Here is a 21,907-nt window from a genome sequence, read left to right as displayed (position 1 = left end):
ATGCGGCATTGCTGAAATGGGGAGCTGGCAGATGCGACCGGAAAGGCCTGAGTGGCGCTCGTCCTGCCGTTCCTGCTTCACTTTGGCTGGCGGGACTGGTGACCTTGAAGATCGATAAAAGCGTTGTGCGCTCCTTTTCCATGTTCGAGAAAATGGCGGATGCCGACGTCGAGCATCTGCTCTCGCTGGCCGTCAGCCGTCGGGCGTCCGCGGGCGAAGCCTTCTTTGAACAGGGAGGAGCGGCGACCCATTTCTTCATGCTCATCCACGGTCGCCTGAAGGTGACGCAGGTTACAGCGGACGGTCAGCAGATTATTGTGCGCGTCGTTCATCCGGGCGATCTTTTCGGTTTTGCCCGTGCGCTGCGGCGACCGGATTATCCCGGTACTGCCGTCAGTGTCAGTGAAAGCCTTGCGCTCAGCTGGCCAACGGAACTCTGGCCGCAATTCATTGACCGCAGCCCGCATGTGGCGGTCAGCGCGCTCAACACGATTGGCGAGCGGCTTGAGGAAGCGCATACGCGCATCCGCGAAATGTCGACCCAGGAAGTCGAACGCCGCGTGGCTCACACGGTGCTGCGGCTCGCGCGGCAGGCCGGCAATCCGGAGGCAAGCAAGATCCGCATCGATTTTCCGATCACCCGCCAGGATATCGCGGAGATGACTGGCACGACGCTTCACACCGTCTCGCGCATCCTCAGCGCCTGGGAGGGGCAGGGGCTGGTGGAAGGCGGCCGCCAGAAGCTGTTCGTCTGCGACATGAAGCGCCTGCAGAGCCTGGCGGACAGCGAGAAGCACTGATGCCTTTTCATTCCAGGGATTTGCCTCCTGCCAAGTTGTTTGCGGATGCACAAAGAAGCAGCCGACCGTTTGGCTAAGCTCCTGTTCAACGAAGGCGCAGCGCCTTCCGCATCAAGGAGCAGAAACATGTTGGCAAAGATTCTTCCCCGCGCAGCCATGGTGGCCATGGTGCTTGCGCTTGGCACCGCCGCCCAGGCCGCGGATTACCAGGTACAGATGCTCAACAAGGGCAAGGATGGTGCGGCCATGGTCTTCGAACCGGCCGCGATCAAGATCGCCAAGGGCGATACGGTGACATTCGTGCCCACGGATAAGACCCACAATGCCGAAGCAGTTACCAATCTCCTGCCGGCAGCTGCACAGCCTTTCAAGGGCAAGATGAGCGAAGAGATCAAGGTGACCTTCGATGTCCCGGGCGCCTATGTGGTCAAATGCGCGCCGCATCTTGGCATGGGCATGGCAGCCGTTATCGCCGTGGGTGACAGCCCCGCCAATCTAGCCGCCGTCAAGGGCAGCAGTGATCTTCCCAAAAAGGCAAAGGAACGAATTGAAGCGGCTCTGGCCGGGATCGGCCTCTAGGGTGAGGACTCAATCATCTTGTTGAAATGGTGTGAGGCGATCCGGATGAGATACAAGGCGAAAAACGGAGGCGATGCTTTTGCATCGGCGAGGCTTTTCAACGATGTAGCTCGCCGGATCGACCACATCCAAAGGACGCGCGAACGGCTGCGATCTGCTTTGTCGAAGCGCTTGAATGGGTGCTGGACCCATTCAAGCGCACTTCTCCTCGCATATCATGGCCGTTCATCGCGCCATTTCAATAATATGATTGGGTCCTCACCCTAGGCACTCGCGCAACGAGCAAAACGCGCCGCACCAAATGCATGTGCGGCGCTTGCTTTATGTGATTCGGTCACCATGACCCTGACGCATGCGCTTGCGGTACTGGACCGGCTTTTCGCCAAACCGCTTGTGAAAGGCCTCGTAAAACGCGGAGAGCGAGCTGAAGCCGGAATCGTAGGCGACTTCAGTTACCTGCATATCGGTGGAGATCAGCAGCGACTGCGCCGTATCCAGCCGATGGCGGATGATGGCCTGGTTGATCGTCATGCCCACGCCCCGTTTGAACACGTTCATGGCGTAGTTCGGATGCAAGCCTGCCGCGCGTCCCACATCATCGGTCGAAATATCCTCCAATGCATGCTCGCCAATGAACCTCAGCATCAGTTCCACATGCTGGACCCAATCGGCATCGCGGTGATTGGAATTTTGGATAAGAGAGGCTTGCTCGCGCAGGTCCCGCCAACCTTCGCGCTCTATCCGCATCACCCGCGCGGTCAGTTCGGAGCGCACGATTTCAATGTCGCTCTCATCTCCACCCAGTAATTCATCACGCCATCGTAGAAAGACTTCCCTGTCCCAGGGCCGCAAGTGAAGAGCTTCGATGACCGAACCTCGAAAGACTGCCTCGCGAAATCGGCTGAGACTGGCCGTTCCCAGGAAGGCCGACATCGGCACATAGAGGCAGATGAATTGCGTTCCCGGCAGGCGATCGATGACCTGATGCGGCACCATGCCCCAAAACAGGCATAGCCGGCCTTCATCGACACTCAGCTCTCGTCCATCGAACCAGTAGGTCATTGCGCCCTTGAGGACGAAGTTGAGCTCGATCTGGCTGTGCATGTGCGGACCGGACATCTTCTGCACATCCATCAATTTGCCGGCGCAGAATTGATGATCTCCAAACACCACGAGAGGATGGGATGGGTCCCGTTCAGGGTGAACAGGTGTTGCCCCCAGATGATCGACTAAGCTTGGGCGACGCGCCATTTTAATCGAAACCTTAGAAAACCGGAATTTTCAGTCGAAATTTCGGAGGTAGATTGCGGGTTTCTGGATCAGGGTCAAGTCGTGCTCGCCACAGGGAGGCTGTCGCGAGCACCGAATTTGAATAACGACTGGCAGTAAACCCATGATTCTCGGGAGGAATCGGATGAATTTTTGGAAATCGATGACCGCGCTGGCTTGTGGCTACGCGCTTGGCCTGACTGGCGCGCATGCCGGCGAACTTGTACTCAATTCGGACCAATCAGACCCGACGCCGAAAAAGGCAATGGAAGCTTTGCTGAAGGATTTCCAGGCAAAGCATCCCGATATCAAGGTGAAGTGGAACAACTTCGACCATGAAGGTTACAAAGGTGCCATCCGCAACTTCCTGACCGCCGATGCACCGGACGTCGTGTCCTGGTATTCGGGCAACCGAATGGCCCCCTTCGTTAAGGCGGGCCTGTTCGATGACGTCACCGATGTCTGGAAAGCCAACAATCTTGATGGCCAGCTGAAATCTGCGATCAAGTCGATGGAAATCGACGGCAAGAAGTGGGGCATCCCCTATTCCTACTATCAATGGGGAATCTACTATCGGAAAGACATATTCGAGAAGCAGGGCATCCAGCCGCCCAAGACCTGGGCAGAGCTTCTGGCAGCTTGCGAAAAGCTGAAGAAGGCAGGTATTACGCCCTTCACGATCGGAACCAAGGCTCTTTGGCCTACGGGCGGCTGGTTCGACTATCTCGATCTGCGCGTCAACGGCTTCGAGTTCCACATGGATCTGACCGCAGGCAAGATCGAATATACCGATCCGCGCGTGAAGGCTGTGTTCGCGAAGTGGGCGGAGCTGGTTAAGCCTGGTTACTTCATCGAAAACCACGCAGGTCTCGACTGGCAGGATGCCGTGCCGCAGATGGTGCAGGGCAAGGCGGCCATGTATCTGATGGGTAATTTCGCAGTTGCACCGATGAAGGATGGCGGCCTGAAGGAAGACCAGATCGGCTTCCTGCGCTTCCCCGAGATCACCCCCGGCCTGCCGCTTGCCGAGGAAGCACCAACGGAATCCTTCCACATCCCGGCCAAGGCGAAAAATAAGGCCGACGCGCGTGTTTTCCTCGCTTATCTCGCTCAGCCGGAAACGCAGACCATGATGAACGATATTCTCGGGCAGCTGCCGGTCAACAACCAGTCGAAGAAGTCGGATGATCCCTTCCTTAAGGCTGGTTTCGAACTGTTGTCCAACGCCTATGGTCTGGCGCAGTTCTATGATCGTGATGCGCCTGCCGACATGGCCAAGGCGGGCATGGAAGGTTTCCAGGAATTCATGGTGAAGCCGGACAAGGTCGACCAGATTCTGGATCGCCTCGAGAAGACGCGCAAGCGCGTCTACAAGTAAGAAATCCTCCCGGTAGCCGGGTGCTGCTCATGCGGCATCCGGCTCTTTTTCCATGTCATTGCTGCAGGTGCCGCCATGAGCAACAACGCTCCCGCTACACCCGGCTTCTGGAAGAAACATCAGCAGGGGCTTGCCCCCTGGCTCTTCCTGCTGCCCGGCCTCATCATGTTCGTTGTCTATGTGGTCTTGCCGATCTTCCAGTCGATCTGGATCAGTTTCTATGACTGGGATGGTCTCGGCCCGAAGACCTGGATCGGACTTGGCAATTACGAGGAATTGCTGGGAGACGAGGCATTCTATGTCTCGCTGAAGAACAACCTGCTGTGGCTGGTACTTTATCTGTTGGCGATCCCGATGGGATTGGCCGTTGCGCTTTTTCTCAATCAAACAGTGACGGGCATCCGTCTCTACAAGTCGCTATTCTTCTTTCCCTTCGTCATCAGCCAGGTGGTGGTCGGCCTGATCTTCACCTGGTTCTACGCTCCGAATTTCGGTCTCTTCTCGGCTTTGCTGAAAGAGTTGACGGGTCTTGATTTTGCGGTGCTGGCGGATGAACGCTTCGTCACCTTCGGCATCATCGTGGCGGGCCTTTGGCCGCAGACCGCCTATTGCATGATCCTGTATTTGACGGGGCTCAACAACATCAACCCGGAGCAGGTGGAAGCCGCACGCATGGACGGCGCCAAGGGTTGGTCGCTTCTCTGGCACATCATCCTGCCGCAACTGGCACCAGCAAGCTTCATCGCCATGGTCGTCACCATTATCGGTGCCCTGCGCTCCTTCGACCTCGTATCCATCATGACGGCCGGTGGCCCTTACGGCTCAAGCCGTGTCCTTTCCTTCTACATGTATGAACAGGCGCTGTCGGAATACGGTTTCCGCATGGGCTACGGCGCTTCGATTGCGGTGGTGCTTTTCCTGATCATGATGGTGTTCATCACGCTCTTCATCGTGCGCATGCTTTCGCAGGAAAGGAACGCCTGATGTTTCCAGCGCCCATACAGAAAGCATCGCCTGCCGCCCAGTTGGGTTACAAGCTGGTGCTGCCGATCGCTCTCATCCTTTGGCTGCTGCCATTGATCGGCGTCGCCGTCACCTCCGTGCGTCCCGCCAGCGACCTCGCTGCCGGTAATTATTTCGGCGTGCCCTCCAGCTTTGCCGGGTTCGAGAACTACTCTGCGGTGTTCCGCAACTCACCGATCGGCTGGTACATCCTGAACTCGTTCAAGGTGACGATCCCGACTGTCATCGGTGCGGTTGCGATCTCCTGCCTCACCGGCTTTGCGCTCGCGACTTACAAGTTCAAGGGCAATCTCGTCCTGTTCTTCCTGTTCGTGGCCGGCAACTTCATCCCCTTCCAGATCCTGATGGTGCCAGTCCGCGACATGACGCTGAAAATGGGCCTCTATGATACGGTCATGGGTCTGGTGCTGTTCCATGTGGCCTTCCAGACCGGCTTCTGCACGCTGTTCATGCGCAATTTCATCAAGGGCCTGCCCTTTGCGCTGATTGAATCAGCTCGCGTCGAGGGGGTGTCCGAGTGGAAGATCTTCCGCCATATCGTGCTGCCGCTGATGCGTCCGGCGATTGCCGCTCTTTCGGTGCTGATCTTCACCTTCGTCTGGAACGATTATTTCTGGGCGACCGTGCTGGTGCAGAGCCAGACGGCGATGCCGGTCACTGCCGGCCTCTATTCGCTGAACGGCCAGTGGGTGGCCGCCTGGCATCTGGTCTCCGCAGGTTCCATCGTCGCGGCCCTTCCGCCGGTCGCCATGTTCTTCCTCATGCAGCGCCACTTCATTGCAGGCCTCACACTGGGAGCCACCAAAGGATGAGCCAGATTATTACCATCGGGCAGTCCCCGTTTTCGCTCACGCTTCGCCTGCCGGAGATTGGTCAGCCGGAGATCGTTGCCTTTGGCTCAGGACCTTCGAGCAGCCAATCGCTCAGCCATGTCGAGCGTTCCAGCCGCGTCAACGGCATGGATGAAGCGGTACCCTCTGCGGTGCTCCTTCCGCTGGGCGGCATGGGTTTCTTCGGCTGGCCGGCCATTGCCGGCCACCGCCAGGGCCGCGATTTCCTGCTGCAATTCACTGGCTGGACTATCGAGAAAAATGGTTCTGAGGTGAGCCTTCTAGCGGAAGACAAGGTTGCTGCCATGCGCCTTGCAATCCGGTTCGAGCACTTCAGTTCCGGCGTTCTGTCAATGGCGACGGAACTGACCAATCTCGGCGAAGGCGACTACGTGCTCGACCGCTGCATGGCGGCGAGCTTCCTCTGCCCGGCGGGTGAGGTTGATCTCGTCACCTTCACCGGCATGTGGGGACGCGAATTCCAGACCCGCCGCGAGCTTCTTGGCGATGGCATCTGGTCGCGCGAGAGCCGCCGCGGGCGCACCTCACATGATCGCTTCCCGATGTTCCGCCTGGAAGGCGAGGGGAGTTCGTTCGGCGTGACGCTGGGCTGGAGCGGCAACCATCAGGCTGTGGTTGATCGTCTGGATGATGGTCGCCGCCTGTTGCATGTCGGCGAGTTGTTTGAATCGGGTGAGGTGATCCTGAAATCCGGCGCGACCTATCACTCGCCCGTGGCCTACGCCGGTGCGGACAGCGCCGCCTTCCATGCGTTGCTGCGCGACGAAATCCTTGATTGGCCCGGCGGCAGCATGAGCCCGCGCCCGGTGACATTAAACACCTGGGAAGGCAATTACTTCGACCACAAGATGGATTCGCTGAAGGCGCAGGCCACGGCCGCAGCCGAACTCGGCATCGAGCGTTTCGTGCTTGACGATGGCTGGTTCGGTCGCCGCGACGATGACACCACAAGCCTGGGCGACTGGGACATCGATCCGCGCAAATATCCCGATGGTCTGAAGCCGCTGGTCGATCACGTCACCGGGCTCGGCATGCAGTTCGGCATCTGGTTCGAGCCGGAAATGATCAATCCGGTCTCCGAGCTTTACAAGGCGCATCCTGATTGGGCGCTGCAGATCGAGGGACGGCCGCTGCTCTTGTCCCGCAATCAGCTGGTGCTGGATCTGACGCGGCCTGAGGTTAGCGACTATCTATTCAGCAAGATCGATGCGGTGCTTCGCGATCACGCCGTCTCCTACATCAAATGGGACATGAACCGCGACCTGACCCATGCGGCAGGCCGTGACGGTCGCGCCAAAATTTCCGAACAGACGAGGGCCGTTTATGCGCTGATGGACCGCATTCGCGCTGCCCATCCGCAGGTGGAAATTGAAAGCTGCTCCTCGGGTGGTGGGCGTATCGATTACGGCGTTCTTAAGCGCACCCACCGGGTCTGGACGTCCGATTGCACGGATGCGCTGGAGCGGTTGGAGATCCAGCGCGGTGCATCCCTCTTCGTGCCGCCGGAAATTCTTGGCAGCCACATCTCGGCCTCGCCCAATCACCAGACCGGCCGCCGCCACACGCTCGCATTTCGGGCACTTGTGGCGATGGCCTATCATCTGGGTGTCGAGCTCAACCCGCTTGAACTGGGCGATGACGAGCGCAAGGAGCTGAAGACCTATATCGAGACCTACAAGCGTCTGCGCCCGCTTCTGCATGCCAAGGGCGCCAACTTCCGCATCGAGCCGCGCGATGGGCGCTACGTCTGGGGAGCAGCAAGTGCCGATAAGATCGTGGCCTTCGTGGCGCAAGGCCCGCAAATGGTGGGCGAACAGCCGGAGCCGCTGACGCTGCCAGAGGCCATCTTGAGCCATGGTGGCAGCTGGCGTGTACGGCTGATCCATCCGACTCAGCCGGAATTCATCCGTATTTCCGACGGGCAGAAGCGCCTGCTGGCGGGCGAGATCACTTTCGAGCTGTCAGAGCTTTCCACGATCGGCCTACCGCTTCTCATGCTGCGGCCTGAAAGCGCCATCCTGCTCGAATTCGAACCAGTTTCAAACAAGGGAGGTCACCATGGCTGATGTCAGCCTGCGGGGCGTCAAAAAACAATTCGGCTCGCTCAGTGTGATCAAGGGTGTCGACCTGGACGTCAAGGATGGCGAGTTCTGCGTCTTCGTCGGGCCCTCGGGCTGCGGAAAATCCACGCTGCTGCGCATGATCGCTGGGCTTGAAGATATCTCCAGCGGCGAGTTGAAGATCGGCGGCGCCGACATGACCAAGGTCGGGCCTTCCGAGCGTGGCGTCGCCATGGTCTTCCAGTCCTACGCGCTTTATCCACATATGACGGTCAAGGAAAATATCGGTTTCGGCCTGAAGATGACCGGCCACTCCAAGGCATTGATCGAGGAGCGCACGGCGAAAGCCGCCAAGATGCTGCAGCTGAATGCCCTGCTGGAACGCAAGCCCGGGCAGCTGTCCGGCGGACAACGCCAGCGTGTCGCGATCGGTCGCGCCATTGTACGCGAGCCGGAAGTCTTCCTGTTCGACGAGCCGCTTTCGAACCTTGATGCCGCCCTTCGCGTGCAGATGCGCACTGAGCTTTCCGGCCTGCATCAGGACCTGAAGGCCACGATGATCTACGTGACCCACGATCAGGTGGAAGCCATGACCATGGCCGACAAGATCGTTGTGCTGTCTGCCGGCCAGATCGAGCAGGTTGGGTCACCGCTGGAGCTCTACCACCGTCCGCGCAACCTTTTCGTTGCAGGCTTCATCGGCTCGCCGAAGATGAATTTTCTCACCGTCAATGTCACACCGGCGGAAGCGGGTTCCGTGTCCGTCGCGCTGCCAGGCGGCGCAACGCTCACGCTGCCAACCCATGGCGCGTCCGTTAAGGCGGGTCGCATGACGCTCGGTATCCGGCCGGAGCATATCAGCGCGAAGGGCCAAGGTGACGCCGTGCTGAGCGCGCCCGTACATCTGGCGGAATATCTGGGTTCGGAAACGCTGTTTTTCCTGACCCTATCCGATGGAACGGAACTGGCCGTGAAGGCGGATGGGCTGGCGAGCGCCAGACCGGGAGAGGTGATGACGGTTGGACTGCCCGCCGCCGCCTGCCACCTGTTTGACGAGACGGGATTGGCCGTCATCAATGGAGATTTGACACGCTGATGCTTGGAGTTTGCTATTACCCCGAACATTGGGACGAAGGCCGCTGGGAACTCGATGCCAAGCGCATGCGCGAACTTGGCATCTCCTATGTGCGCATCGGTGAATTCGCCTGGTCGCGCCTGGAGCCGAAGCGGAACCACTTCACCTTTGAATGGCTGGATCGTGCGCTTGATGTGTTGCACAAGGCAGGCCTGAAGGTCGTACTCGGCACGCCGACTGCAACGCCACCGAAGTGGCTGATGGACGAGCATCCCGAGATCGCGCCCTATGACCAGAACGGTCAGGTTCGCGGCTTCGGCTCGCGCCGTCATTATAGTTTCTCATCGCAGACCTGGTGGCGGGAAAGCGCGCGCATCGTCGAGATCATCGCCAAGCGTTATGGCGAACATCCCGGCATTGCCGGCTGGCAGACGGACAACGAATACGGTTGCCACGACACGACCGTCTCCTGGGGGCCGGAGGATCTGAGGGCATTTCGTCAGTGGCTTCGCCTTCGCTATCAATCTACTGATCAGCTGAACGAAGCTTGGGGCTCGGTGTTCTGGTCGATGGAAGTCAACAGCTTCGATGAGGTCGAGCTGCCCTGCCGCACCGTGACAGAACCCAACCCCGCCGCACGGCTGGATTTCTGGCGCTTCTCGTCGGATCAGGTGGCGGCTTACGACAAGATGCAGGTGGAGATCATCCGCAAGCATTCGCCGGGCCGCTGGATCACCCATAACTTCATGGGCTTCGTGCTGGATTTCGACCACTTCAAGGTGGGCGAGAACCTTGATCTGGCCAGCTGGGACAGCTACCCGATCGGTTTCGTGGAAAAGTTTCCCTTCACGGAAGCAGAGCGCAATCGCTGGGCGGAAACCTCGCATCCCGATATCGCGCCCTTCCACCACGATCTCTATCGCGGCGTCGGGCGTGGTCGTTTCTGGGTGATGGAACAGCAGCCGGGACCAGTCAACTGGGCGCCATGGAATCCTGTTCCCAAGCCGGGCATGGTGCGCCTCTGGACCTGGGAAGCGTTGGCCCATGGGGCGGAAGTGGTCAGTTATTTCCGCTGGCGTCAGGCCCCATTTGCGCAGGAACAGATGCATGCGGGGCTGAACCTGCCCGGTCTCGACGAATGGTCGGTCGGCGGCCTGGAGGCGGGCGCGGTTGCCGAGGAAATGGCAAAGCTGGGTGATCTCGGCGCAATCGGCAAGGCTCCCGCGGCGATTGTCTTTGACTATGCCAGCTACTGGTCCACGAAGATCCAGCCACAGGGCAGAGACTTCCGTTACGAGGAACTGGCCTTCCGCTGGTACGAGGCTTTACGCCGTCTCGGTCTGGACGTGGATTTCGTACCACCCGGCGCGCCGCTGGATGGCTACAGGCTGGTTGCCGTGCCTTGCCTGATGCAGGTGAGTGATGCCGCACTTGCCGCTCTGGAAAACACGGATGCCGTGGTGCTTTATGGCGCCAGAAGCGGCTCGCGCGATCGCTTCTTCCGCATTCCGGAAAACCTGCCGCCCGGTCCATTGGCCGGCCTGACGGGTAATCGGTTGACGCAGCTTTCCTCGCTCCGCCCGGGTATCGAAGAGGGTGTGGCAGGCGGAGCTTCCGGCCATGCCATCCGCTGGCGAGAATATCTGGAGACCAATGCAGAGGTTCTTGCCCGTTTCGAGAACGGTGATCCGGCCCTGACCGGGAAAGGCAAGCACCATTATCTCGCCTGCTGGCCGGATGAGGCGCTTCTTTCCTCAACGCTGAAGCTGCTGGCGGAACGTGCCGGTATCGAGGTGCTGGACGTGCCGTCTCATATCCGCATCCGCCGTCGCGGCAATCTGGTGTTTGCCTTCAATTACGGGCCGGAGGAATGGACGGCGCCGATTAAAGGTGATCCGATCCTCGGCGAAAAGCGCCTGAAGGCGCAGCAAGTTGCCGTCTGGCGGGTCTGAAGGCATGATGAGAGCGCTTGGATGCCTGGGCGCTCTCCATCAGCCATCATTTGCGGCTTTCACCAGACTATCGGCGGAAATTTCGCGGATGGAGCGGGCGCCGGTCAGCGTCATTGCGACCCGCATTTCCTTTGCGAACAGGTCCAGTAGATTTTCGACACCCGCGCCACCGGCTGCCGCAAGTGCATAAACGAAGGCGCGCCCGATCATCACCCCATCGGCTCCCTGTGCCAGCATACGTACGACATCCAGTCCCGAGCGAATACCGGAATCAGCCAGGACAGTGAGGTCACCCTTCACGGCATCTGCAATCGCTGGCAGGGCGCGGGCGGACGAGAGCACCCCGTCCAGTTGACGGCCGCCGTGATTGGAAACGATAATGCCGTCGGCGCCGAAGCGTACCGCATCGCGAGCGTCCTCCGGGTCGAGAATGCCCTTGATGATCATAGGCCCTTTCCAGAAATCGCGTATCCATTCGAGATCCTGCCAGCCGATCGATGGGTCGAAATTCTGGCCGAGCCAACCGACATAATCGGCCAGATTGGTCTTCTGTTTCCGGTAGGCGGAGACGTTTCCAAGATCATGCGGCTTGCCGAGAAGCCCGACATCGATGGCCCAGGCCGGATGCGTGACCGCCTGTAGGAGGCGACGTACGGGGGCGTTGGGTCCGGACATGCCAGAATGTGCATCGCGATAGCGGGCGCCGGGTACCGGCATATCGACCGTGAAGACCAGCTTGCGAATGCCAGCCGCCCAGGCCCGCTCGAGAACGTCCTTCATGAAGCCGCGATCGCGCAGCACATAAAGCTGGAACCAGATGGGCCTGCCGACTGCGCCCTGCACCTCCTCGATCGGACATACGGAAACGGTCGACAAGGTAAGTGGTATGCCCTTCTTGGCAGCGGCACGCGCAGCCTGCACTTCGCCGCGCCGCGCATACATGCCGGTCAACCCGACAGGTGCAAGGGCTACGGGCATCGCGACCGCTTCGTCAAAAAAGGTCGCGGAAATATCAACCTCGCCCACGCTCTTCAGCACGCGCTGGCGCAGCGCAAGGCTGGAGAGGTCATCGGAGTTTCGCCGCAGCGTATGTTCCGCGTAAGCGCCGCCATCGATGTAGTGAAACAGAAAAGGCGGAAGGCGACGACGAGCCGCTTCGCGGTAATCGGTCGAGGATGAAATGATCATGGCAATATGCCCTCCTGAGAATGAGTAGATCGCAATGCCCCTGCTCGACGCGCACGTGCGGCGTCGTCTTCGATGCGGCGCAGACTGGACTCCACGAAGGTGAGGTGATCAGCCGCCGCGCGGCGTGCATCCTCGGCTCGTCCGGCAAGTATGGCGTCGACGATCTTCTGGTGCTGATCGTTCAACGCGTCGACCGTATCTGGCAGTTTGTGCAGCTTGCCGAGGCTTTCCGTGATGCTGATTTTCAGGAGATCGAAGAGGCCGGAAATCACCTGGGCGAGAACCAGATTGTGTGAAGCTTCGGCAATGGCCATGTGAAAGGCGGCGTCTGCGCGAGACTGCGCAGCCGGATCGGCTGCACCTGCACAGACAGCCGCCAGCGCTTTCGTCAGTCTCTGCCGATCATCATCGTTAGCACGCAGAGCGGCGTAGTAGGCTGCGTCGGTTTCCAGCGATTTGCGGATTTCCATGATGTCATGCCAGTAGCCGCCCTCTGCCTGCGCAAGGGGCTGTAGAGGCCTCAGCGCCTGCTCAAGCGCAAGATCTGCGCTGCCATCCGCCACGAAATTGCCGCCTCCGCGACGGCTGACGATAATGCCGCGGCTGATGAGCTGCTGAATTGCCTCACGCAATCTGGAGCGCGAGACCCCCAGGGTCGAAGCCAATGCCCGCTCTGGAGGTAGCCTTTCGCCCGGCGCCAGTTGGTGCTGGGCAATAAAGGTTTCGATCTGGTCGGTTAGGCTTGGCATCGGCGTTTCCTTCAAAATTGGTCCTACCGAATTTTGAGGAACAGGGCAAGATGATTTGGATATCCCGCCTTTTGAGCACGGAACTGGTGAATACTTAGATTGGTAGGACCAATGTGTTCAGGGCAATTGGTAGTTTCGCGTGACAGTCGCGGGATTATTGCAGGCTAGGCTGAGAAGGAGTCAGCCTGCATCCCTCGCCATCAGCCTTTAGGTGCGGTTCCCCAATGCAGCGCTGAAACGGTGAGTCCCTTTCGGTGTGAACGAAAGGCTTTCTTCCAGACCGAGCAGTTTCGCGGCAAGCCATAGCAGCGACAAGCCCATCTCCGTTCCCTGCAAGCCCGGTTCATGGCCTTCGGCAAAGGGGAGACCGCGACCGCGCTGCCAGAGCGGCGAAAGCTTCAGGATGATCTCTGTTGCGATCGTCTTCGCTTCCTCCCGTCGATGCCCGGTTTGTTCAAGGCATAAGAGCAGAGGATGCACCGTATCCAGCAGATTGCAGGCGGTGAAACTTTCGCCGGAAAATCCCTGGTAATCCCGATAGTTCCGAATAACCGAATTGATCGCTTGCTCTGGATAGGGCAGGGGCAGGCCGAACTGGGCGTAAGCCCCTCTCGTCAACCGGTAGAAGCCGTTGACTGGCTGTAGCAGGCCTTGCCTTTCCGTTGCCTTTCCCCAAAAGCCCGTGGCGGTATCGCAGTTTTCTCCAAGCCAGCCGAACAGAACATGACGGTTTCCGCCGCCACCGAAATAGCGTCTGTTGACATAGAGCCCGGTGGCGATGGCATCGACGGTCGCGCCGCAATGCCAGGCTCGGCTTTGCCATGGTAGCTCTTCCAGCCATGTCACGAGTTCGTGGCTTCCCAGTTCTTCGACCGCATGAAGCTGATGGATCGGCGCCGATCCCAGGCATTCAAGCGCATAGGTGACAGCCAGCAGATTGTAGAGGGCGGCCGCGTCGGCGCGCAGCGCTTCTTCCACCGGACGTCCGGGTTCCGGAAAGAGGCCCGTCTTCGCATCCTGGAGCGACTGCAGATAGGCAATGAGTTTTATCCGATCGCCCGCTGCGTCGGGATCGTCAAAGGCAGAGGCAATCTCGATAACATCGCAAAGATGACGAAGCGTTGTGACCGGCTTTCCGCTGGCGTCCGGCGAGGTGAATATCTCGCCGGATTTGTAATGTGCAATGACATCTAGCCAGTCCCGCTTAGCCGCAGCATCCAATTCGGCGAGCGCCTGTTCTGCGGCGGCATAGGGCGAAGGATTCGCCGGCTTTCGTGATTTCAGGACGCGCGCCGGGACGCCTCCGGCAATGGAAAAGGCCGGAATATCCTGCGTGACGACAGCCCCTGCTGCAATCACGGAGCCCCTGCCGATTCTCACGCCATCCAAGATGACAGCATTGGCACCGATCCAGACATCATTTTCGATCTCGATGCCTTTTGAGGTTAGCGGCTGCCGGAAGATGGGTGTGTCCAGGTCATCAAAACCGTGGTTGAAGCCGACAATGCTGACATGCGAGGCGATCCGCACGCCGTTGCCGATGCGCACTTTGCCGGAAAGACAGGCATAAGGATTGACCGAGACGTTTTCGCCCAGGTCGATCTCGCCGCGCACGATCGCATGCCCGGCGATCCAGGAGGCGCGACCCATTGTGAGGCGGCTGGTGTGAACTTCCGCCTGCTCGGCCACATAAACACCCGGCCCGAACATGGCTCCTGCATAAATTTCGAGACGACGAAGACGCGCCTGATGGGCCGGATCGTCAATGTCTGCAGCCGAACGTTCCCAGGTGAGAATATTCAACCGGCGGCGATAAAGCTCGGCCAATCCTGCGTCGTCCTCAGCGTCCTGCATGGATCACCCGATATCGAAGGCGGTAACGCGTGTGCCAGTGCGTTTGAACAGGTCTTCCAGCGCGGCAATGTCAGGCGCAGCCGGAACGTTCGACAGAAACGCCTCGCCTTCGTTTTCGGGAAGCGCGCACACCGCCGTCATGAAGATGGTCCTGCCGGGGGCGATCGCTCCGCGCAGCTGCGGCACGAGGGTTCGGGCATGGATCAGGTTGGTGTTGGCGATGGCAAGCTGCGCATGCCCGGCTCGGGTTGCTCTCTCTGTCAGATCCACAATCGCGCTCGTATCGCTTGCGCCGAACCAGACAGCACGACCTGCGGAGGTTTCGTTCTGGTCTCGGTTGAAATCGGCACGCGGGATGGCGAAGCCGCCCTCGGCGGAATGCAGCGGTCGCGGCGTCTCGATCCGGTGAACCCGGATATGCCAAGGATTGGCCGGGATCAGCCAGGTCTCGACTGTCACATCGCCCCAAGGCTTCCAGAGGGAATAGAGTTTGTCACCGGCAATCAGCGCCTCTTCCAGCGTCTCGCGCATGCGTAAGTGAACGCCATCGTCCGAGAGACCCAGCATGTTGTCAAAGCTTGCCGCATCGAAATGCCGGTCATTGGCTTCAATGTTGAAGCCATAGCGGGTTGAGTAGGCGAATTTCGAATACTTCTCGTGCGAGCCGCGCATCTTGTCGTGCTCCTGGCCAGACGCCAGAATGACGACGTTCTGAGGCGTGTGCATCGCCACCATGCCGGGTTTGGCAAGCGGCACAGGCTCGGCAAAATGGGGTGCGGGTGCCTCTTCCGCCTGCCAGAAGGGGTGATCCTCGGGCAAAGCCAGCGCGAGAAAGAACTTGAAGGCCCAATAGGGCGAGCAGGCGGAATTATAGCTTTCGCTCATCAACAGGTTCGGATAGCCATAGCCGACCGACAGCACGCCATCGCGGTCGCAGATTGGTCGGTTCGCCCACCAGCGGATGTGGCGCATGTAATAGCCTTTGATCTCGCCCCAGGGCAGGGCCTCGAGATCCGCAAAGGCGAGTGCTGCCCAGAAGCCGCCAGCGGCAAAGCGATAGATCTGGCTGCGCCCGAAAGGCAGGGCTGCGCCATCCGGGCCGAACCAGTGGCGAATGTCTTTCGTGAAGATCTTGGCGCGCTCTAGCATCCGCGTTGCGCGAGCCTCATCCCCCTTGGCGAGCACAGCATAGATCAGGCCGTAATAATGCATGGCAAAAGGGATGTAGTGATCGACCCGACGCACGGGTCCGTCGCGATACCAGCCCTCGCCGATATCGAAGTCCTCCAGCTCGTCGAGATATTGCACCGTCTTGGCCGTGTCGAAGGAGACGCCAACACGCTCCAATCCGAGATCGACCAGCACCCGGAAGAATTTCCAGTTGTTGTCGATATACTCCAGGTTCCGCGCCGTCAGGAGATAGGCGGAAACGATCTGTTTTGCCGTCCCGTCCAGCTGTTCCCAGAGATGTTCGGGCACCAGGGCCAGCGCAAAACCGATGGCGGCGAGTTCCACAAGCCGCTGGTTACGGTCGCTGACATCGCCCCAATATTCGGGATGATCAGGGTTCGTTCCATTTGCGAGACCGCGCCGGTAAAGTTCCCAATGCGGAAACTCACCGCCGCCGGCCGCGAACGGAACAATACCCCAGAGCGGGCGGGCAAAACCTTCGAGATCTGCCGCCGGATGGTCGAAGATCGCGCCAAATGCGCTCAACCTCACCCTTGCGCCACCTTCTGAAAAATACGGCAACAGCGGATTGAACAGATCCATCAGCGCCTTGGACAGATCCTGACGGGTTTTGAGCGGGTTGCCGTGGAGCGGATTGGCCTTGGCGAGATCGAAGGGCACGAGAAGCTTCCAGTCTGTTTCACTGCGGGGGTGGCCGCGGGAGAAGGAGTAACCCGCGGCCAACAACGGTTTGCGTGATTACTTGATTGCCTTCACACCATCCGTCATGTCCTTCAGGCCTGCATCGATCGGTGTGTTGTCGGTCATGATGGAATCATGAACCCGGTTCAGCACCACTTCGATCTTCGCGGCATTGGGGCTGACCGCCATTTCCAGGTAGGACTTGCCAGATTTCAGGGCTTCCTTGCTGGCTGAATCCTGCGGGAAGCCGGAGAGGCCGGTGATCTTCGCAGCCACATCATCCGTGCGGATGGCGGGAAGGGTGCCGGTATCGGCAACAATCTTCGCGCCTTCCGGGCCGCTGGCGAACTTGATGAAGTCGAGCGCAACATCCTTGTGGGTCGAGTTGTTGTTGACGGCAAGACCGGCAAGCTGCGCTGCCGTGGTGCCGGCTTCGACGCCTTCCGGATGCGGGAACTTCACGATGCCCCAGTTCTTCGCCTTGGATTCACCCGACTGTACCTTGGCAATCTGCGTGCCGATGAACCATGTGCCCATCGGCAGCATGCCAACCGTGCCGTTGAAGAACAGCGCAGAATAATGCGTGTTGGAGGTCTTCAGAGAAGCATAAGAGGGGATTGCACCGCTCTTCTGAAGCGTGAGCGCACGCTCATACCACGGCTTCAGGAAGGCATAGTCGCCTTCGACAAGCGTATGCTTGCCGTCCTGGATGCCGGGCAGCTGCACGGTGGAGCGCCAGGTGTGCAGCAGCGCGCCGTAGGTCTTGTTGGAGCCGAAACCACCCTTCAGCTTTTCCGCGATCTGGTCGAACTGCTTCCAGGTCATGTCGTTGGTGGGGTAGGGTACGCCCGCCTTGTCGAAGATGTCCTTGTTGTAATAGAGAATCCAGAAGTCCGAGCGGAAGGGCAGGGCATAGATCTTGCCGTCGATGGTGAGGGCCTCGATCAGGCCGCCATAAGGGCCGGCTTCGATCTTCTGGGCGGTGAGGAAGCTGCCGAGTTCGCTGATGGTGCCGGCCTTGGCCAGCGTCGCATAGCCGGGCACGTCCTTGATGGTGACGACGTCGATATCCTTCGAACCGCCAGTCAGCTGGGTCGAAATCATCTGCGTGTAGTCCTGCGAGCCGAGATCGACGGGCTCGAACTTCACGTTCGGATGCTTGGCCTGATAGGCCTCGATCAGCGGCTTGTAATAGGCAACCTTGTCCCAATCCCAGAGCGCCCATTTCAGCGTCACCGGCTCTGATGACTGGGCAAGCGCTGTACTGCCCATCGCGGTTACAAGGCCAAATCCTGCGACGGTTGCCCGGATCGCTCCTCCGAATTTTTCCAGATACATTTGCTGATCTCCTTCCCTCAATTGTGTCTGGTTACCGGCGCCTCCTCGGCGCCGTCATTATGGTTCCTGTATGGTGTTCTCCTCCTCGGAGCGGGCGAGAACCTGCGCCACGACCCCTTGCGCGCCGAAGGCAACGGCGAACATTCCGAGCGAGAAATTCATCACCGCCGGCATGAAGACCGAGACGGGATAGAAAAGGATATGCGCAATCCAGAGCGCCGCGACGAAGGCAAGCGCCGCAAGCAGGGGCAGCGGACGAAGCAGGGCGGCGAGTGCCGAAAGCTTCAGGCTTTCCCAGAAGGGCCGCGCTTCAGTGACGCTCACCATCACGAAGCAGGCGGCCCAGAGCGTCACGAACAATGTGACGACGAGGCTGAGCGCCAAGGGTGCCGCATAGAACAGCGATGTCCTAGCGGCGGCGGCATAGGCCGAGATCGCGCCGACCCCGATGATGACAGCCGTGCCCGCCACGAGCGCCCAGACTGTTGCCCGCATCGCATGCGCCCGCAGCGCCTCCAGAAAATCACGCAGCAGATAGACGGGCCGATCCTCCACCATCATCCGGCAGATCGTGGCGGTCGCAAAGGTTGCGGCAGGCGCTGTGACGAGCGGCAGCGAAAACAGGAGGAAAAGCAGGTTCAGCTTCACCAGCTCCCACCATTCGCGGGCAATGATTTCGGCAAACAGAGGCAGACCGGTTCTCTTCGGCGCATCCTTGGGGATGCCCTTTCCTTCCTTCGTCCAGAATGCCTCCAGCCACTGCATCGCACTTGCCAGCCTCAGTACAGGATCGACCGCTCGGTCTGCGGATCGAAGAGTTGCGCATTGGTGAGATCGGCCACCAGCGAAACGCGGTCGCCGATCTTCGAGCGGAAGCGCGGCGAGACGCGGGCAATCATATTGCGGCCGCCGGCGATGAGGTTGAGATGCACCTCGGAACCCATGGGTTCGGCCAGCTCCACCACCGCATGGAAAGGTGCGCTATTGGCAGGATCGATATCTGCAGGTGCCAGTTCGTGGAAATTCTCCGGACGAATGCCGAGCACCACATCCTTGCCTTCGTAGGCTAGAAGGCGGCTGCGATCGAAGCTCTGCGGCAGGGGCAGCTTGTGCTCCTCCACAAGGGCGAAGAAGCGCCCATCCTCCTGCGTAAGCTTTGCCGGCAACAGGTTCATTTGCGGCGCCCCAATGAAGCCTGCGACGAACATGTTGACCGGGCGGTCATAGAGGTTCTGCGGGGTATCCACCTGCTGGATGTGTCCGTCCTTCATGACCACGATACGGTCGGCCATGGTCATGGCTTCCACCTGATCGTGGGTCACATAGATGAAGGTCGCATCCAGCCGCTTGTGCAGCTTGGTGATTTCGGCGCGCATGGTGCCGCGCAGCTTGGCATCGAGGTTGGAGAGCGGCTCGTCCAGCAGGAAGACGGCCGGGTTGCGCACCATGGCGCGGCCCAAAGCGACGCGCTGCCGCTGGCCACCCGAGAGCGCCTTCGGCTTGCGGTTCAGAAGATGGGAGATGTCGAGGATCTTTGCCGCTTCCTCCACCTGACGTTCGATGACATCGCGGGGGGCTTTTCGCAGTTCCAGGCCGAAGGCCATGTTGCGATAGACCGTCATATGCGGATAGAGCGCATAGTTCTGGAAGACCATCGCGATATCGCGATCCTTGGACGGCACGTCGTTCATCAGGTCTGAGCCGATGATCAATTCGCCGCCTGAAATTTCCTCAAGGCCTGCGATCATGCGCAACGTCGTGGACTTGCCGCAGCCGGATGGGCCGACCAGCACGATGAATTCCTTGTCGGCGATTTCAAGATCGATATCGTGCACCACTTTGAGGGCGCCGTAGGTCTTGTTCAGTTTCTTCAGCGAAATGCTTGCCATTATCCCCTCGGATCACCAGTAGGAAGACCAGTTGCGCGAGAGGCGCGTCAAAGCTTCCATATAATAATAGTCCCCCCAGGAGACACATTCATCGACGCCTTCGCCACGGCAGGTATTGTGCGGCGTCTTCTTGGAATAGGTGCCGTGCAATACGAGCCCGTTCGAGATCGACGGATCCTTCACCGCGTAATAGTCGGCGAGGCTTTTCATCATGCGGCGGGCGAGATCGCGGTAGCGCGCCGCATCGTCGGCTTCGACCAGTTCGGCCATTTCCAACAGGCCGCAGGCGACGATCGACGCGGATGAGCTGTCCCGCGGCTCCTCTGACCCTTCCGTAAAGATCAGATCCCAATAGGGCACAAGATCGGCCGGCAGCCGGTTCAGGTGGAAGCCGAGCAGGTTCTCGAAGGCTTCGCGATAGGCGGGCAGGCGCTCGTAACGGTAGGAAATCGCCATGCCTGATATACCCCAGGCCTGGCCGCGTGCCCAGAAACTGTCATCGCTATAACCCTGTTTCGTCGCCCCGCGCACGGGCGCTCCCGTCACCGGGTCCATATAGAAGGTGTGGTAGGTGGAGTTGTCGGCGCGGACCGAATGGGCAAGCGTCGTGCGCGCATGCGTCAGCGCGATCTCACGGTAGCGCTCATTGCCCGTCTCGCGCGTTGCCCAGTAGAGCAGCGGGAGATTGAGCAGGCAGTCGATGATGTAGCGATATTCGTTGGGGTTGTCCTTGCGGCCCCAGGCCTGGATGAACTGTCCGATCGGCTGATAGCGCTCGATCAGCTGGTCAGCCGCTAGAAGGGCTGCCTTTCGGCCATCCTCGTCGCCCACCAGTTTCCAGGCGGCGATGCAGGAGGGCGAATAGAGAAAGCCCATGTCGTGATGGTCTGTCTCGATGCGGTTTTCGATCCGGTGCAGGAAGCTCTGCACCTGGATCTGAGCCGCATACTGGAAAACCTTGTCACCCGTATGCTCATAGGCCAGCCAGATTTCGCCCGGCCAGAAGCCAGCCGTCCACTGGTCGTTTTCAACGGCCGGATAGATGTTGCCGAGGCTCGAATGGTTCTGCGCCTTGTAGGTAAAGTCCGGCAGGTTGCGGCGCACCTGCGCGACCGCGATGTCCAATGCGGCCTTTATCTCCTGATCCGTGATGGGCTGCGGATGCAATGGGGAAAGAGCATTCATGACATTCAACCTTTGAGACCCGACGAAGCGACGCCTTCGACGAAGAAGCGCTGCAGCGACAGGAAGACGATGAGCACAGGAATAAGCGCCACCACGGAGGCCGCCATGATCAGCCCGTATTCAGCGGAATATTGCGAAATGAACATGCGAAGCCCGATCTGGATCGTCTTGAGCTCCGTCTTGGTGAGGTAGATCATCGGCCCGAGAAAGTCGTTCCAGGTGGTGACGAAGGTGAAGATGGTGAGCGTGGAGAGCGCCGGCTTAGACAATGGCAGCATGATCTTCGCCCAGATCTGGTATTCGTTCATGCCGTCGATGCGAGCTGCTTCGCAAAGCTCGTTCGGGATCGACATGTAGAACTGCCGCATCAGAAACACGCCGAAGGCGGTGAAGGCCTGCAGGCAGATGAGGGCCAGATGGGTGTTGTTCAGCCCGAACTCGCGCATCAGCAGGAACTGCGGGACCATATAGACCTGCCAGGGCATGGCGATCGTTGCGATATAGCCGAGGAACAGCGTGTTCTTGTAAGGGAAGTGCAGCTTGGCGAAGGCATAGGCCGCGAAGCTCGACGTCAGCAGCTGCAGGACGGTGACGATGATCGTCAGCTTCGACGTGTTGTAGATGAACAGCGCCAGCGGGATCTTCGTCCAGATGTCCACATAGTTCTGCCAGCGTGGATGCGACGGTATCCATTCGATCGGGAAGGCGAAGACATCGCGGTCCAGTTTCAGGGAGGCCGACAGCATCCAGGCGAACGGCAGCAGCATGATGATGGTAACAACAATCACCGTAAGGTAGACGGCGATCGTTCCGCCGCTGATCTTGCGTCCGGCAATGCGCATCCT

At 59.5% G+C, this 21,907-nt stretch carries 18 protein-coding genes; 8 read left to right on the top strand and 10 right to left on the bottom strand.

Going from position 1 to position 21,907, the window contains the following annotated elements; translation table 11 throughout:
* Window positions 1–104: 104 nt before the first annotated feature.
* Entirely contained in the window at window positions 105–800 is a 696-nt protein-coding gene (locus tag Q2T52_RS12390) for a Crp/Fnr family transcriptional regulator (RefSeq protein ID WP_302077281.1), read from the top strand.
* Window positions 801–926: 126 nt separating this feature from the next.
* Window positions 927–1,379 (top strand): pseudoazurin, encoded by a 453-nt coding sequence (locus tag Q2T52_RS12385; protein ID WP_302077046.1) that lies wholly within the window; start codon window positions 927–929, stop codon window positions 1,377–1,379.
* A 321-nt stretch (window positions 1,380–1,700) separates the two neighbouring features.
* On the opposite strand, the gene Q2T52_RS12380 is transcribed toward Q2T52_RS12385, so the two are convergent.
* Entirely contained in the window at window positions 1,701–2,630 is a 930-nt protein-coding gene (locus tag Q2T52_RS12380) for a helix-turn-helix domain-containing protein (protein ID WP_436799528.1), read from the bottom strand.
* A gap of 163 nt (window positions 2,631–2,793) precedes the next feature.
* On the opposite strand from Q2T52_RS12380, the gene Q2T52_RS12375 reads away from it, so the two are divergent.
* The 6 genes from Q2T52_RS12375 (at window position 2,794) to Q2T52_RS12350 (ending at window position 10,987) form a co-directional block, all read left to right on the top strand.
* The gene (locus tag Q2T52_RS12375; protein ID WP_302077044.1) at window positions 2,794–4,026 is read left to right on the top strand and encodes an ABC transporter substrate-binding protein; all 1,233 of its coding nucleotides are present in this window, start codon (window positions 2,794–2,796) and stop codon (window positions 4,024–4,026) included.
* A 75-nt stretch (window positions 4,027–4,101) separates the two neighbouring features.
* Entirely contained in the window at window positions 4,102–5,010 is a 909-nt protein-coding gene (locus Q2T52_RS12370; RefSeq protein WP_302077043.1) for a carbohydrate ABC transporter permease, read from the top strand.
* A complete protein-coding gene (locus Q2T52_RS12365; protein ID WP_302077042.1) occupies window positions 5,010–5,861 on the top strand; it encodes a carbohydrate ABC transporter permease in 852 nt (283 codons plus the stop codon). Before Q2T52_RS12370 ends, Q2T52_RS12365 begins: the two co-directional genes overlap by 1 nt.
* The gene (locus Q2T52_RS12360) at window positions 5,858–7,966 is read left to right on the top strand and encodes an alpha-galactosidase (protein WP_302077041.1); all 2,109 of its coding nucleotides are present in this window, start codon (window positions 5,858–5,860) and stop codon (window positions 7,964–7,966) included. The genes Q2T52_RS12365 and Q2T52_RS12360 overlap by 4 nt, the downstream gene beginning before the upstream one ends.
* A complete protein-coding gene (locus Q2T52_RS12355; protein WP_302077040.1) occupies window positions 7,959–9,056 on the top strand; it encodes an ABC transporter ATP-binding protein in 1,098 nt (365 codons plus the stop codon). Before Q2T52_RS12360 ends, Q2T52_RS12355 begins: the two co-directional genes overlap by 8 nt.
* Window positions 9,056–10,987 carry a beta-galactosidase gene (locus tag Q2T52_RS12350; protein ID WP_302077039.1) on the top strand — a complete coding sequence of 644 codons (1,932 nt, stop codon included), beginning with the start codon at window positions 9,056–9,058 and terminating at the stop codon, window positions 10,985–10,987. The genes Q2T52_RS12355 and Q2T52_RS12350 overlap by 1 nt, the downstream gene beginning before the upstream one ends.
* A 39-nt stretch (window positions 10,988–11,026) precedes the next feature.
* On the opposite strand, the gene lldD is transcribed toward Q2T52_RS12350, so the two are convergent.
* The 9 genes from lldD to Q2T52_RS12305 all read right to left on the bottom strand — a co-directional run bounded on the left by lldD (window position 11,027) and on the right by Q2T52_RS12305 (window position 21,904).
* Window positions 11,027–12,175, bottom strand: coding sequence for an FMN-dependent L-lactate dehydrogenase LldD (gene lldD, locus Q2T52_RS12345; RefSeq protein ID WP_302077038.1), 1,149 nt, complete (start codon window positions 12,173–12,175; stop codon window positions 11,027–11,029).
* Window positions 12,172–12,924: an FCD domain-containing protein gene (locus Q2T52_RS12340; protein ID WP_302077037.1), complete on the bottom strand. Its 753-nt coding sequence runs from the start codon at window positions 12,922–12,924 to the stop codon at window positions 12,172–12,174. Before Q2T52_RS12340 ends, lldD begins: the two co-directional genes overlap by 4 nt.
* Window positions 12,925–13,131: 207 nt before the next feature.
* Window positions 13,132–14,778 (bottom strand): acyltransferase, encoded by a 1,647-nt coding sequence (locus Q2T52_RS12335; protein WP_302077036.1) that lies wholly within the window; start codon window positions 14,776–14,778, stop codon window positions 13,132–13,134.
* A gap of 3 nt (window positions 14,779–14,781) precedes the next feature.
* Window positions 14,782–16,629, bottom strand: coding sequence for a DUF2264 domain-containing protein (locus Q2T52_RS12330; protein ID WP_302077280.1), 1,848 nt, complete (start codon window positions 16,627–16,629; stop codon window positions 14,782–14,784).
* 78 nt (window positions 16,630–16,707) lie between these two features.
* Window positions 16,708–17,988, bottom strand: a complete 1,281-nt coding sequence (locus tag Q2T52_RS12325) for an ABC transporter substrate-binding protein (RefSeq protein WP_302077035.1) — start codon at window positions 17,986–17,988, stop codon at window positions 16,708–16,710.
* 57 nt (window positions 17,989–18,045) lie between these two features.
* On the bottom strand, window positions 18,046–18,753 hold the full coding sequence (locus tag Q2T52_RS12320) for a DUF624 domain-containing protein (RefSeq protein ID WP_302077034.1): 708 nt from the start codon (window positions 18,751–18,753) through the stop codon (window positions 18,046–18,048).
* Between the two features lie 14 nt (window positions 18,754–18,767).
* Window positions 18,768–19,877, bottom strand: a complete 1,110-nt coding sequence (locus Q2T52_RS12315; RefSeq protein WP_302077033.1) for an ABC transporter ATP-binding protein — start codon at window positions 19,875–19,877, stop codon at window positions 18,768–18,770.
* Window positions 19,878–19,889: 12 nt separating this feature from the next.
* Window positions 19,890–21,062: a glycoside hydrolase family 88 protein gene (locus Q2T52_RS12310; RefSeq protein ID WP_302077032.1), complete on the bottom strand. Its 1,173-nt coding sequence runs from the start codon at window positions 21,060–21,062 to the stop codon at window positions 19,890–19,892.
* Between the two features lie 5 nt (window positions 21,063–21,067).
* Entirely contained in the window at window positions 21,068–21,904 is an 837-nt protein-coding gene (locus tag Q2T52_RS12305) for a carbohydrate ABC transporter permease (RefSeq protein ID WP_302077031.1), read from the bottom strand.
* Window positions 21,905–21,907 lie beyond the last annotated feature (3 nt).

The sequence above is a fragment of the Rhizobium oryzicola genome (assembly GCF_030504645.1).
GTDB classification, from domain to species: domain Bacteria; phylum Pseudomonadota; class Alphaproteobacteria; order Rhizobiales; family Rhizobiaceae; genus Neorhizobium; species Neorhizobium oryzicola.
Note: the sequence above shows the minus strand (reverse complement) of the source record. Positions and strands in the feature narration are given on the sequence as shown.